The following is a 13,786-nucleotide window of genomic DNA, read 5'->3' as shown; positions in this document are numbered from 1 at the left end:
TTAGTTATTAAATGAATCATTAATCTTTGCCGTATCTGGAGCGATTAGGTGTACAGCCAAAACGTCGGCGATAGCTTTGAGTGAAATAGGACTGACTGGAAAAACCCGATTCCAATGAAATATCGGCGATACTCATTTCGCTATTTAGTAATAATTGATGAGCATAAAGAATGCGTTGTTCACTAATCCAAGCCTTGGGTGAAGTGCCATAGACACTGTTAAAAAGCTCCTTAAAAGACGTTAATCCCATACCGAATTCACGTGCGAAGTCATTCAATTTCCATTCTTTGAGATAGTGAGCCTCCATAAATGTTTGCAGGCGTTCTACCGGGCGGTTGCTTAATTTCCGTAGAATAGACATTAGCAGTGTTCCCTGCTTACCTAAGGAAAGCAGCAACAGTAACTCTTCAACTCTTAGTTGAACCAAAGCTGGAGGGGAATCATGCGCCAGTAAGTTTGCCAGCCCACGAATGCTTTCCGTTAACAAGGGAAACTGGTTAAAAGGAATCAACCTATAAGCAGGAAACTCGTGTCGCTCTAACTGACTTAATAATGATCCGAAACGTTGTAAAAAACTACGTAAAAACTCCATGTGTAAGGGTAACCATAATAGCTGACAACTTTCTGTATTGGTTTTAGCTGCATAACTTCCGGGGTGGGTAAAAAGGATTTCATTCGATTTAATGTGATAAGTGTTTATGCAATCTTTCCACACCATTTCGCCATCAAGTAAAATATATAGCCCTCTTTGTTTATGCTCCAGGATATTGAAATCCGGCATGGTTAATTGGATCGTACAAATATTCTTTTGATTTAAGCCTGTCGTCCTTTTCATCTAATACTCCTAATTTTCCGTATCGTGAGTAATCATTTTTTGATGAGTGCATGAAGTGTTTTTTATTATTAAGTAACCGTTGATATTATATAACTAAATAAATATTTGTGTTAGGTTTAAGTATGATTTTTTGTGGTTAAAAATTATTTTTCTGTTTTTTACCTTGTTTTGATCAATATCTGTATGGTTATTTTTAAGGTTAAGGTGTTGTTAATATTAAAATGATTTTTATTTATGGATTTTGTTTATTGAGTTATTTGTTTTGAAAATTTTTAGCCATGGAGAACATCAATGATGACATGGATTTCTTTTTTTTAATTATTCAAATGAATATTGAAATAGAAAATTAACATCAAAAAATATCAATTCTTGGTGATCGATATAATTTAAACAATGGTAGATTAACCCATTAAGTTCTGATTGTAGATTTATAGATGAAATAGCCATAGACTAAATGTCTATTGGGCATAACATGTTTTCATGGTTCTAACTATGATGCATTTTTCTTGTTTTTATTGTTAATAAATTGTGATTTTATGTGATTTGTATATATGAAATAAGAAATGAAATTTATATTTATGGATTTTCTTATTTCATAAATGTGAGAAAATTCGACGACAAATCAGAGGATTAAACTCAAATAGAAGCTTTATCCGTGTAATAACGCTATAAATCACTCTGTTATAGCTTCGTAGATTGTTTTTTATACTTGTACAATGGTAGGATGTGCTTCCACAGCCTGTTTCTGTTACCTGCTAAGGCATATGTATAGATATATTTTGCTGATGAAATATAAGAAAAAACCACAAAAACGAGAACAATATGACAATGTATCGTTTTTCAGATAACGCTTTTTTATGCAGTGTATGGCTCCTTTGGGGAATTACATTGGGACTATATCTGTATGGTGCTCATTTTAGTTGCACCATGACAGCAATTTTATCTTTTTTAGCCTTAGTGTTTTACTTTATGAAAATGAAATTGAGAATAAACGCTATGTTTGGAAAAAAAATAACCGAGGCAGCGACTGCCAGTTCTGCGACACCCGCTATGGGCATCAAGCCTGAAGAGAAAAAATTACCTGAAGCCGAGATCCGTCCCAATACCATTATTGCAAAAAACTCTGTCTTCAAGGGGGATGTCGAAATGGAAGGGGATATCCAGATCTGGGGTAAAGTTGTTGGCAATATTCGCGTAAAAGGTGGTGCCATTCGGATTATGCATGCCGGTAAAGTAGAGGGTGAGCTGAATGCACCTGAAATTATCATTGATGGTCATGTTGAAGGCACGTGCTGTGCGGAAACATTAGATATCCTTGAACATGGCGAGTTACGGGGCATTAGCCGTTGTGGCAGTATGTCAATTCGACGTGGTGGATTGTTTTTTGGTCAATCTGAACAGGTTGATAATAAGAAAAAACCAGAAATGGAACGAGTTATTTCCATTAGAGAAAATCAAGGCGATAAACCAAAAGCGAAAAGCAATACTTGATAATTAAGGAGGCGTTGTGGTTGTCGAATTGGAAACAGAAAGGTTGTGGCTCCGTGCCTGGAAAACAGAGGACAGAAAACCTTTCTTTCGCTTAAGTAGCAACCCTGACGTAATGGAATTTTTTCCTGACATACTGACTAAAACGCAGAGCGATACTTTTATCGATAATTGTATCCGCAAGTTTGAAACGCAGGGTGGTTGGGGATTATGGGCGGTTGAATTAAAACAGAGTGGTGAATTTATTGGCTCTGCAGGACTGAATATCCCGCACATCAAATTTCCATTCTCGCCTTTTGTTGAGATAGGCTGGCGTCTGGACAAGCCATTTTGGGGGCAAGGTTATACTTGTGAAGCCGCCCGCAGAATTTTTGACTTTGCGTTTACGGAAATCGGATTGGAGGAAGTTGTCGCTTTTACCACGGTTTCTAATTACCGCTCGGAAAATGTCATGAAAAAATTGGGTATGGTCAGAGATGAAAAAACATTTCTGCACCCTGGATTGGAAGAAAATCATCCACTAAGGGAGCATGTTCTGTACAGGCTTCGGCGTTCAGATTTTGTATGAAAATGCTTGAACGCCATCAAGGTTATCCTAATGGATAGAGATAACCTTGATGAAAACTGTTTTATGCCAGATTATTATTGTTTGGATATGACCAGAGCGACGCGGCCAATAAATTTGATATCGCTGATTGCACAATCAAAAGTGACGTCGCTATCGCTGACCCGAATCTTGCTGATTGGGATTTTGGCAATCTTTTTGATACTGTGCATACCTTCAATATCCACCAGCCATAAGCCATCTTGAATATTATCTTCCTGCGTATCTAGCAGATACCATGAGGCACCATCATCAACAATCAGCGGATTTTTGAGTTCCTTGGAAATCAACTCGCTGTCCAAAATCACCGGGCTAACGTCATTAAGTTTACCACCTGATAATTTTACACGAGAGATGGATGGGGCAATGATATCTTCTAACCGTTCCGCTTTTTTGCCGCTTTCTCCATCTGGGAACATTTCTCCCTGACCCGTGCTCAGCCACAGCAGTGAAGCGCCAGTTTCGAGATTGCACTGGATGATCCAATCCGCAGGGAAACTATCACGAAGGTAGCGGTTTGCCATCGTGCTTTTGGAAACGCCCAAATGGTCACTTAGGGCCTGACGTGATTTAAATCCATATGCGCGGACAAGACGTTCAATAGCAGGTCTTCCCCCACTATCGGCCCCCATTTTGATCTCAATATTGGTATTTTTCATTGACAGTACAGATAAGAGCTATTAGTATCCCGCCTAAGTTCTCGATATGAGACCTTTGGTGAGCCCAGATTGGTTAAGATGAAAACCATTGAGAGATATTGCATCATGAACGCCCAAATTTCAATCTTTATGCCTGATATCGAAAGTATTTCGGAAATGCCATTGAGGATAGGTAGAGAGTTTGAAATGAAGAGAATATTGGAAATAGCGGGGAATCTTGAGGATCGTTTTGTAGGAAAATGTTGAGGGAAAATATGGCGAATACTGAGCAAGAAAAGTTTACCCAGATTAACCTCGGCCAGCGGCTGGAAGGATTGAATCACCTGTCGAGGATTAGGGCGACATATTGGGGTGACAATGAAAAGGAGTTAAATCGGTTTTTGGCTGATATGCGTGATAAAAGAGATGCTTACTACGAACAGAATAAACGTGCGTTATCTGCCATTCTCTATTTGGCGAATATTCCGCACTCCCGCCACGATAGTGAATTCAACCATTTTACCCAAGAGGAAAAGCGGGCGCTGATCCAGGCGATGAATCATATCAAGGTCGTTGTCAGTCAATTTCCTAAGTACCTGACATTGCCTAATTAATTACAGCTTTTTAAACACGTTATCTCTTTTTTGAACAAATGGCATGGATACGCCAGGCTCTTACTCGTCCTGAATATGGTGAAATTGATGAATAGTAACGTTATCACTTATGAACAAAACATACCGCTGGGTGTTTCAATGGCGGAGCGCCTGTTATGGGAAGTTAACGCGGAAGATCATCAATGGCGTCACCAATATATAGGACAACTACCGGATTTTCTGGCTAAATACTTTAGCCGCCGTTATATCGATATCTTTAATCGCTCAGGCCGCCGTGATGCAAATTCTTTTCTGAGAAAAACGGTTGGACAGAATGTCCTGCCGAGATTGCAACGGGTAAAAGAAAGGTATCAGTTTAGCCATTGTGTCTCTAATGTAAGTGTTTCCGGTATGACGCCTTTTCCTTTTATTGAACAATTGGAAAATATGGTGACGTATGATCGCAAACGTCTCTTGAAACTTGCTCATGACATTTCCATTTTTATTTCTGGTAATTATGAGCACTATTCTTTGCGTATTTCCCAAAAACACTCATCAACTTCTGTTGGTTGCAAAGATGAGTCATTTTCCCGTGTCGCTAAATTGTACCAATTACTGGCAAAGCTGACTTTGCAATGTGGTACTCATCCCCCATATTGGCGGCGTTTCAATCATGGCCGCAAAATGCCATCTGTTGATCAACTCTGTTCTGGCATGTTGCGCATGATGTCTGCCCGTTGGTGGTATTTTCGTTTAAAGCGTTTGCGTGATATCCAATCTGAACATATGGCAATTGCCGTTGGGCAGGTACAGCAAGTCGCTTCTCCTTATGTTTCACGTCAGGCATTGCGGGAATGGTTGGAACAAAAACGGCGCAATCGTGAATTTTTCAAGCATTTTGATTTGGAAAATGAAAAAGGGGAACGAATTTCGCTGGCAGAGACAGTTGTTCATAGCAACGCGAATCCTGCGATCCGACGTTGCGAATTGATGGTCAGAATGCGCGGTTTCGAAGATATTGCCAACAAGATGAACTGTGTTGGCGAATTTTATACCATCACGGCTCCTGCGAAATATCATGCCGTCCAGCACAAAGGCGGGTTTGTCAAATCTTGGAATGGCGCAACGCCACGCGATACTCAACGTTATTTATGCGGTGTCTGGGCAAAAGTTCGGGCTGCGTTGGCACGGGCAGGTATTAATCTATTTGGTTTCCGTGTGGTGGAACCACATCATGATGGCACCCCTCATTGGCATATGGTGCTGTTTATGTTGCCGGAGCATTTGCAGCAAGTCAGAAAGCTCCTTGAGCATTACGCTTGTCAGGAAGAGCAGGGAGAGTTGCAGGACGATGAAGCCAAAAAGGTGCGTTTTAATTATCGGGCGATCGATCCCAATAAAGGTAGTGCAACAGGTTATATTGCCAAGTATATTTCTAAAAATATTGATGGTTATGCGCTGGAAGAAGAAAAAGACCATGAAACCGGTGAATCCCTGTGCGATATGGCAAAATCAGTGACTGCCTGGGCGAGTCGCTGGCGCATTCGCCAATTTCAACAAATCGGCGGCGCTCCAGTTTCGGTTTGGCGCGAATTGCGTCGACTCAGGGAAGTACGCCTGTCTGACCACAAGATAAACGCAGTGTTACAAGCGGCAGATGAGGGGAATTGGGCTGCTTATACTCAGGCACAGGGCGGGCCTTGGGTTTCACGTCGTGATTTAGTTATTCGCTTATCTTACAAAAATATCCCTTTTGGCAGCCCTTATGGTGAAGATGTTCAATCCATACAAGGCGTGACCTCACCATTTTTGTCGCATGCAGGATTTATTTGTACGCGGCTCCACCAATGGACCATCGTGCCAAAATCAGAATCGACGGTTACATCTGAACGAATTGTTTATAAAAGAAGCAAAAAATTTTCCTCTTGGAGTTCTGTCAATAACTGTACGGATGAACAGGGAAGTAGAAAGATAGCGGGTTATGCAGACCGTAGAATTGTCATAGCAGAAAAATCAAACAAATTGGCAAATATTTCTGCTAAAACAACAAACAATAGTTACTAACTATTAAATTTAATGACTAAAACAGGTAAAAACTACTTTAATTTTAGTCTTATTACGTGTACTGTATATATATACAGTTTATTATATGGAGGCAGATAGATCAGTGGAATCTCTTATAGAATCATTGGTAGCGCAACGTATCAATTTCATTGCCAGAATGGCAACAAGTTGCGAATGCAATCATGCGGAAGACAAAGAGCTGGCACTGGTTTGGATAGCAGAGCTATCTGCACCTTATGAAAAAAGATTTAACAGTTACCAGGGTAAACAGGAAAACAATCTGTTAGGTAATGAGGTGAGCAGCAACAAAATATTAGGGAATTCGGGTTCAATAGAAGAATAGATTTGGCGGGGAAAAGCATGCGAGTAGAGATACTTTTCTATAAACGAGCTAATGTTTCTGAATCAGTCATATCTTCATTAGAAAGTGAACTAAAAAAAAGAATATTACCATATTATCCTGATACAAATTTTAGAATTGGAATTAGCAGTAGCACCTCCGTAAGAGTAACAGGGACTAAAAAAAGCAGTGAACACGACCACATGATGGAACTCATTCAAGAAGTTTGGGAGGATGATAGTTGGCTATCTGATTAACGCTGACAAAGGGGTAATATCCTCCAATGAATAGCATATCATTGTAATAAGAGATAATAACCAAGGGCAGGAAATGGTTTCCTGCCCTTGGTTTATGTATTACTGACCTAACAATCTTACTGTATTGAGGCATTTCGCTAATTATTTGATCATAACTCTCCGATTTACTAACTGACTTTTGCAAAGAGAAAGGAGAGTGTATGCAAGTTATCGCACAACAAAATGAGACAGTTGATGCCATTTGTTGGCGTCATTATGGCCGTACATTGGGAATGACTGAGCGTGTGTTGCTGGCAAATCCCGGATTGGCTGATTTTGGCGCAGTATTGCCTCATGGAACGAAAGTTGAAATGCCGGAATTTATGCCTGTTGCCAGCAGACCTATTATCCAGCTTTGGGATTAAGGGGGAGGCTGAACTCGTTTGTTGGGAATTAATACACTAAAAAAGATGCCCTTAATTATATGCCTGGTCATTGGTGGAAGTCTTGGCTGGTGGGGACATCGCTCCCTGTTTCTCAGCGAAGTGGCGGGTTTGAAACAGCAACATGCTGCACAGCTTGTTGCCATCAACCAAAAAGTCCATTCAGAAACGTTGGCAGCTATTCAGCAAATGAAAGATGCACAAAATCGGGCTGCACAATTGGATGAATACTATTCAGGAAAATTAGCTCATGTCACCGAAAAAAATGCGGCTTTGCGTGCTGACATTATTGCTGGTCATCGGCGGGTGCAAATCGCCACCGCCAACCTTGCTACCTGTCAGCTCACCCAAAACCGAGATACCCGCCCCCGCCGTATGGGCGATGGAACCCAAGTCGAACTCACTGCAAAAGCTGGACGCGCTATTTACGATATCCGAACCGGCATCATCAAAGACCAAGCCAAATTAGACTATTTACAACAGTATGTACGGGATGTTGTTCGGCAGTGTAAATCAGAATGATCGCATCTTATTGCAATGCTGTTTAACGCGATACAAAAAACCATAAAAGGCCTTCTTTTATTCCTGAGAAGGCCTTTTTATTTATTTGATTAAAAAGGATTTTTATTCTGGATTTGTATGCTGTTTCCTACAAACCCAGTTTAATGTCCAACCTCCTGTTTCATGGCATTCTTACGTCATGAACACACAACTCACTGAACTGATGCGCTTATTGCGCAACCTGATCCGAACCGGCGTCATTACCCAAGTGGATACCACAAAGGGAAAGTGCCGAGTCGCGACAGGCAATCTTGAAACCAACTGGCTGCACTGGTTGACATCCAGAGCGGGAAACTCCCGCACATGGTGGGCGCCCAGTGTCGGTGAACAGGTTTTATTACTGTCCATAGGCGGAGAGCTGACAACCGCCTTTGTATTGCCTGCGATTTTTTCAGATGAGTTTCCGGCGCCATCAACATCACCTGAAGCGACGCATATCAAGTTTCCGGATGGTGCCGTGATGGAGTATGAACCGCAATCTGGCGCATTGACTGTGACTGGCATCAAAACCGCGACAGTGATTGCTTCGGATTCCGTCCATATTACCGCGCCGGAAATCACCTGTGTCGCCAGCACCCGAATTACGCTGGATACACCGGAGGTCATCTGTACGCAGCTAATGAGCACAGGCAACTTGATTGTGCGCAACGGCGGCAAAATGACGGGCAATATTGAACACACCGGAGGCACATTCAGTTCCAACGGCGTGGTCGTGGATTCCCATAAACACACCGGCATCAGGTCAGGCGGTGACACATCAGGAGGCCCCGTATGATGTACCTGGGAATGAATCGGCAGACGGGCCGAGAGCTGACCGATTTGGCACATATCCGGCAATCCGTCAGCGATATTTTATTAACCCCTGTGGGCAGCCGTATCGCGCGTCGTACCTACGGCTCTTTGCTACCAGAACTGATTGACTGGCCACAAAACGCAGCGCTCCGGCTTCAGGTTATGGCGGCCAGTTATACCGCAATCAGCCGTTGGGAGCCACGCGTGATGCTGACCTCCATCACGATGGAAACCCGACAGGACGGCAAAATGGTGGTGGATATTACGGGTACTTATCATCAATCCGCCAAGGAATTTTCACTTTCTATTCCGGTGAGCCATTCCCGGTGAGGTAATAAGTCATGCCAACAATCGATTTAAGCCAGTTGCCACCACCGGATGTGGTTGAGCCACTGGATTACGAACAACTGCTGGAAGAGCGCAAAAAAGGCTTGATCTCGCTCTATCCAGAAGATCAGCAAGATGCCATTGCACGTACTTTACAACTGGAATCTGAACCTTTGGTCAAGTTGTTGGAAGAGAATGTTTATCGCGAATTGCTCTTGCGTCAACGGGTTAACGAAGCTGCACGGGCGGTGATGGTGGCCTATTCAACAGGCAGCGATTTGGATCAGTTGGGGGTGAACAACAACGTATTCCGTATGGTTCTGCATCCTGCAGATAATTCTACCGTGCCACCGACACCGGCGGTGATGGAATCTGACAATGACTACCGCGTACGCATTCCACAGGCTTTCGAAGGCTTGAGTGTTGCTGGCCCGGTTGGTGCGTATGAATACCATGCCCGCAGTGCGGATGGTCGCGTCGCTGACGCTTCGGCAATCAGCCCGTCGCCAGCTAATGTCACAGTGACCATTATGTCGCGGGAGGACAAGGGTGTTGCTTCCAAAGAGCTGCTGGAAATAGTCGAAAAAGTGCTGAACGATGAAAACGTGCGTCCAGTGGCGGATCGTCTGAAAGTTCAGTCAGCAAACATTGTGGAATATGAAATTGATGCGGTGTTGTACATCTTCCCAACACCAGAATCAGAACCTATCCGTAAGGCGGCAGAACAGCGACTGAAACACTATGTTGAAGCCCAGCACCGTTTGGGGCGTGACATTCGTTTGTCAGCGATTTATGCCGCACTGCATGTGGAAGGCGTCCAGCGCGTGGAATTGAAAGCGCCGTTGAAAGACGTCGTGCTGGATAAAACCCAGGCATCTTACTGCACCAAAACGACCCTGACGATGGGAGGTTCGGATGAGTGATCGCCTTCTACCGATGGGTTCAACCCAGTTAGAACTAGCGGCTGCCAAAGCTTGCGCTGAATTACAGAAGGTTAAGGTTCCGTTACGCGAGTTGTGGGATCCAGACACTTGTCCGGTATCACTTCTACCCTATCTGGCTTGGGCCTGGTCTGTTGATCGCTGGGACGAACGTTGGTCTGAGAGCACCAAAAGGGAAGTGATCAAAAGCTCTCTATTCCTGCATAAACATAAAGGAACGATTGGTGCGATTCGGCGAGTTGTCGAGCCATTGGGTTATCTCATCCGTGTAAAAGAGTGGTGGCAAACCAATGATGCTCCGGGTACTTTCCGGCTGGATATCGGTGTATTGGAAAACGGTATTACCCATGAAATGTTCGAGGAACTGGAAAACCTGATTTTTGATGCCAAGCCAGTGAGCCGACATTTAATTGGGTTGGACATCAACCTAGATACACGCGGTGAATATCACTACTCGGCGGCGACTTACAGTGGTGATGAACTGACAGTTTACCCTTATTTCCCAGAGCAAATAACAATATCCGGCTCAGAAGTTGTGGGCGCGGGCATACATATTATTGATGACATGAGGATTAGACCATGAGTACCAAATATTTTGCGCTGCTGACGCAGTTAGGCGCAGATAAGTTAGCAAATGCTGCGGCATTGGGTACTAAAATTGAAATTACCCATATGGCCATAGGTGATGGTGGTGGCAAGTTGCCGACACCGGACACCAAACAAACCAAACTGGTTAATGAAAAACGTCGAGCAGCGATTAACACGCTGAGCATTGATCCAAAAAACACCAACCAAATCATTGCAGAGCAGGTTATTCCTGAAAACGAAGGTGGCTGGTGGATCCGTGAGATTGGCCTGTTTGACAAAGATGGCATTTTGATTGCTGTGGGTAACTGTGCGGAAACCTACAAACCCCAATTGCAAGAGGGTTCCGGCCGTACCCAGACTATTCGCATGATCCTGATTGTCAGTAGTGCTAACGCGGTGACATTAAAAGTTGATCCATCGGTGATTTTGGCTACGCGTGAATATGTGGATGATTCTATTAAGAAACATGCAAATAGCCGTAACCATCCTGACGCGACGCTGCAAGAGAAGGGATTTGTGATCCTGAGCAGTGCGGTGGATAGTAATAGTGAAACGCATGCAGCAACACCGAAAGCGGTGAAGGCGGCGTATGATTTTGCTAAAGCAGCGGATAATAATGCCAATGGTCGCGTTCCGGTAGGGCGTAAGGTGAATGGTAAGGCGTTGTTGGCGGATATTGCTCTGAACGCAGGTGATGTTGGAGCGTACTCTAAGGGCGAAACAGATACTAAGGTAGGGGAAGCGACAAAACAGGCAAATGCCGCGAATGCTAATGCAAACACTCGCGTGCCTTCTACCCGCAAGGTAAATGGAAAAGCACTGTCGGCGGATATTGCACTGAACGCAGCAGATGTTGGTGCATATAACACAACCCAAACTGACGCTAAGGTGAGTGAGGCTAAATCTTTAGCTAATACTGCAAACCAAAATGCGGCTAATGCAAATAATAATGCCAACACACGTTTGGAGAAAAACAAGAACGGTTCGGATATTCCAAATAAAAACGAGTTTGTGAAAAACCTCGGTTTACCCGAATTAATTGCAGGTAACCCCCCAGCCGCGTTGAATACGCTGGAGAAACTGGCTCAGTCAATCAACAATGACGGAAATTTTTCTAACAGTCTGTCTGAAATTATAAAAAATCGGCAACCCCTGAACGCGACCCTGACGGCACTGGCCGGATTGGTGACCGGAGGAGATCTGCTGCCGTATTTTACCGGGGCGGATACGGCAACACTGAGCCCCATCACACCCACTGGCCGGGATTTAATCTCACGGGGCAGTATTAATGCGGTTCTGGCGTATCTCAGGTTTGAGCATGGCCATGGCTGGTATCGTTTAGGTGCTATATACATTCAATTTGGTCTGATTGATTTCAGTTCGTCAACCCGCGTGTTTGTGGAGTTCCCGTTCAAATTCCCAACAACTGTTGACCACGTTATTGTTTCTGATGCAGGTTGGGCGACAGGACATACGTGGGGAGCAACAAACAAACAACGTAATGGTTTTGTTGCCCATGTCAATGTGCAGGGTGAAGGTGGGCAGTATTTAGCCATAGGGAGATAGTAATGAGTAGATATATTTTTAGTGCGGCGCAGAATTCGTTCTTTCTGTTGTCTCTGAAAGATGCATATGTTGCCGCGGGGACATGGCCGGATGACGGGGTTGCGGTGCGCGAGGCTGTTTTTATTAAATTTACACGTGATATCCCCGCGGGGAAACGCCGGATTGTGGGATCTGACGGTCTACCTGCATGGGGTGATATCCCACCGCCGACACCAGCGGAATTGCAACAACAGGCTGAATCCCAGAAAAAATATCTCATGACTCAGGCGACCAGCGCAATCGCGCCGCTACAGTATGCCGTCGATCTTCAAATGGCGACGGCGGCGGAACTGTCAGCGCTAACAGCATGGAAAAAATATTGCGTGCTACTGAACCGTGTAGACTGTTCGACAGCACCCAATATTGACTGGCCTGAGCAGCCAGAGTAAATATAGGGGCATTACGCCCCATCATTATTTTGGCTGTTCCGGCCATTGGATATCAGGTGCGGTAGAGCAATCCACCCGATTGAGCAGTACCCGATATTTACGCCATTCGGCTAATGATAATTTCTCGGCATCGGTGGCCATATCGAGGTCTACTGCGTCCTGTAACGGCGCGATGGAGTTTGCTGCGGAAAACATTAATTGCTGTTTTTGGAATTCAGCCTGCTGCCGCAATTCCGCTGGTGACGGAGGGGGCGGCGGCGGAATGTCAACCCATGCCGGGTAGCCGCGTTCATCACAACCCAGCCGTTTCCCACTGGGCCACTGTCCGTCAAATCGTTGTTTGACAGCCTCATCAACCTCGACGCCACTCTCTGGGAACGTGTTTGGGTAATGTTCACGTTCAGCCACAGGCCAAAACCCCGGACACGGCGGATCATATTTTTCGTTATTAGCACAATAAATATAGGTTTTGCTCATCATTATTAATATCCTAATGCAATGTAGAGGCCGTCAATGGTTACCGTTCCGCCTTTTCTAAACGTGGCATAGGCCGCGGATTTTTCGGCTAGATAGACGGGTTCCATAGTTGTTGTTTTGGTTTCCCACGGCACAATGGCAACAGGGATCGCAAATACACAACGACGAGGGAATGGACGCGGAAATTTGACAGTTGCCCCCGTCCCCGATTGAAATCCCCCAAATGTACCCCATTGGATAATCAGGTTACCTGCCCCATCCTGTGATGGGATTTGCTGCCAGCCGTTATAGCCGAGGCTCGCCAGAAAATACCCCATACTGGGAATGTTTGCGTATTCATTGCCAACCGTTCTCAGTGCGGCATCCCCTAATTCTAATACTGCTCTGAACGCTGATTTGTTCGGTATATCGCTACCGTTTTGAGATAATTTCAAATACCGGCTGTCAAAATTCCCATAATCACCCGGCACGACCCGACGCCCCACGCGCAGACCCTCACGAATATCACACCCACCTGATGTATCAATGTTTGTGATACCCTGCCCGCGCAGATAATGGTTAAATATCGGTGCTGAATCATTCCCCACGTTATAGCCAAATTGCGTTTGCCCATCACCAATACCATTCCCGTCTGATTGCGTCGAAATAACAATCGAACCGGTGTTCGTTCTGAATCCCGAAAATTTAACCGGGGACAACAGCTCACCACCGGAATTTTTATCCAGTGCATTTTTCGCCCGTTTCACCGTCTCCGCCAAACCGACGTTAAAAGATACCTCCTAAACATTCCAAATTTCAGAACGAGGATCCAGAAAGTTTCCAAATGGAAAAATGATAAATAAAAATTATGATTAATTGATTTTTT

17 protein-coding genes and 1 pseudogene are annotated in these 13,786 nt (G+C 44.3%); 14 read left to right on the top strand and 4 right to left on the bottom strand.

The window, feature by feature from the left end:
• Positions 1 to 19: 19 nt before the first annotated feature.
• The gene (locus Xets_RS11605; protein ID WP_099131687.1) at positions 20 to 835 is read right to left on the bottom strand and encodes an AraC family transcriptional regulator; all 816 of its coding nucleotides are present in this window, start codon (positions 833 to 835) and stop codon (positions 20 to 22) included.
• Between the two features lie 996 nt (positions 836 to 1,831).
• Here Xets_RS11605 and Xets_RS11600 point away from each other — a divergent pair.
• Together Xets_RS11600 and Xets_RS11595 are read left to right on the top strand one after the other, a co-directional pair.
• Positions 1,832 to 2,326 (top strand): polymer-forming cytoskeletal protein, encoded by a 495-nt coding sequence (locus tag Xets_RS11600; protein ID WP_099131688.1) that lies wholly within the window; start codon positions 1,832 to 1,834, stop codon positions 2,324 to 2,326.
• Positions 2,327 to 2,342: 16 nt separating this feature from the next.
• Complete coding sequence (locus tag Xets_RS11595; RefSeq protein WP_099131689.1) at positions 2,343 to 2,891, top strand: GNAT family N-acetyltransferase; 549 nt, start codon at positions 2,343 to 2,345, stop codon at positions 2,889 to 2,891.
• Between the two features lie 74 nt (positions 2,892 to 2,965).
• On the opposite strand, the gene Xets_RS11590 is transcribed toward Xets_RS11595, so the two are convergent.
• A complete protein-coding gene (locus Xets_RS11590) occupies positions 2,966 to 3,586 on the bottom strand; it encodes a phage repressor protein CI (RefSeq protein ID WP_099131690.1) in 621 nt (206 codons plus the stop codon).
• Between the two features lie 254 nt (positions 3,587 to 3,840).
• On the opposite strand from Xets_RS11590, the gene Xets_RS11585 reads away from it, so the two are divergent.
• The 12 genes from Xets_RS11585 to Xets_RS11530 all read left to right on the top strand — a co-directional run bounded on the left by Xets_RS11585 (position 3,841) and on the right by Xets_RS11530 (position 12,444).
• The gene (locus Xets_RS11585) at positions 3,841 to 4,179 is read left to right on the top strand and encodes a DUF5347 family protein (protein ID WP_099131717.1); all 339 of its coding nucleotides are present in this window, start codon (positions 3,841 to 3,843) and stop codon (positions 4,177 to 4,179) included.
• Between the two features lie 87 nt (positions 4,180 to 4,266).
• Positions 4,267 to 6,222 (top strand): replication endonuclease, encoded by a 1,956-nt coding sequence (locus Xets_RS11580; protein WP_099131691.1) that lies wholly within the window; start codon positions 4,267 to 4,269, stop codon positions 6,220 to 6,222.
• Between the two features lie 103 nt (positions 6,223 to 6,325).
• Positions 6,326 to 6,565: a hypothetical protein gene (locus Xets_RS11575; protein WP_370588228.1), complete on the top strand. Its 240-nt coding sequence runs from the start codon at positions 6,326 to 6,328 to the stop codon at positions 6,563 to 6,565.
• Between the two features lie 17 nt (positions 6,566 to 6,582).
• Positions 6,583 to 6,819 (top strand): DinI-like family protein, encoded by a 237-nt coding sequence (locus Xets_RS11570; RefSeq protein WP_187651701.1) that lies wholly within the window; start codon positions 6,583 to 6,585, stop codon positions 6,817 to 6,819.
• A gap of 200 nt (positions 6,820 to 7,019) precedes the next feature.
• A complete protein-coding gene (locus Xets_RS11565; protein WP_099131693.1) occupies positions 7,020 to 7,223 on the top strand; it encodes a tail protein X in 204 nt (67 codons plus the stop codon).
• Positions 7,224 to 7,268: 45 nt separating this feature from the next.
• Positions 7,269 to 7,763, top strand: a complete 495-nt coding sequence (locus tag Xets_RS11560; RefSeq protein ID WP_099131694.1) for a lysis system i-spanin subunit Rz — start codon at positions 7,269 to 7,271, stop codon at positions 7,761 to 7,763.
• Positions 7,764 to 7,941: 178 nt separating this feature from the next.
• Complete coding sequence (locus Xets_RS11555) at positions 7,942 to 8,577, top strand: phage baseplate assembly protein V (RefSeq protein WP_187651700.1); 636 nt, start codon at positions 7,942 to 7,944, stop codon at positions 8,575 to 8,577.
• The gene (locus Xets_RS11550; RefSeq protein ID WP_099131696.1) at positions 8,574 to 8,924 is read left to right on the top strand and encodes a GPW/gp25 family protein; all 351 of its coding nucleotides are present in this window, start codon (positions 8,574 to 8,576) and stop codon (positions 8,922 to 8,924) included. Before Xets_RS11555 ends, Xets_RS11550 begins: the two co-directional genes overlap by 4 nt.
• A gap of 11 nt (positions 8,925 to 8,935) precedes the next feature.
• Entirely contained in the window at positions 8,936 to 9,844 is a 909-nt protein-coding gene (locus Xets_RS11545; RefSeq protein WP_099131697.1) for a baseplate J/gp47 family protein, read from the top strand.
• Positions 9,837 to 10,445: a phage tail protein I gene (locus tag Xets_RS11540; RefSeq protein WP_099131698.1), complete on the top strand. Its 609-nt coding sequence runs from the start codon at positions 9,837 to 9,839 to the stop codon at positions 10,443 to 10,445. Before Xets_RS11545 ends, Xets_RS11540 begins: the two co-directional genes overlap by 8 nt.
• Complete coding sequence (locus Xets_RS11535) at positions 10,442 to 12,016, top strand: phage tail protein (RefSeq protein WP_187651699.1); 1,575 nt, start codon at positions 10,442 to 10,444, stop codon at positions 12,014 to 12,016. The genes Xets_RS11540 and Xets_RS11535 overlap by 4 nt, the downstream gene beginning before the upstream one ends.
• A gap of 2 nt (positions 12,017 to 12,018) precedes the next feature.
• Positions 12,019 to 12,444, top strand: a complete 426-nt coding sequence (locus Xets_RS11530; RefSeq protein ID WP_187651698.1) for a tail fiber assembly protein — start codon at positions 12,019 to 12,021, stop codon at positions 12,442 to 12,444.
• 24 nt (positions 12,445 to 12,468) lie between these two features.
• On the opposite strand, the pseudogene Xets_RS11525 reads toward Xets_RS11530, so the two are convergent.
• Positions 12,469 to 12,816: pseudogene (locus Xets_RS11525) on the bottom strand (tail fiber assembly protein); the annotation flags it as partial.
• A 110-nt stretch (positions 12,817 to 12,926) separates the two neighbouring features.
• A complete protein-coding gene (locus Xets_RS11520) occupies positions 12,927 to 13,667 on the bottom strand; it encodes a hypothetical protein (RefSeq protein ID WP_187651696.1) in 741 nt (246 codons plus the stop codon).
• Positions 13,668 to 13,786: the final 119 nt, after the last annotated feature.

Source organism: Xenorhabdus sp. TS4 (assembly GCF_014467265.1).
Taxonomy (GTDB): Bacteria; Pseudomonadota; Gammaproteobacteria; order Enterobacterales; family Enterobacteriaceae; genus Xenorhabdus; species Xenorhabdus ehlersii.
Note: the sequence above shows the minus strand (reverse complement) of the source record. Positions and strands in the feature narration are given on the sequence as shown.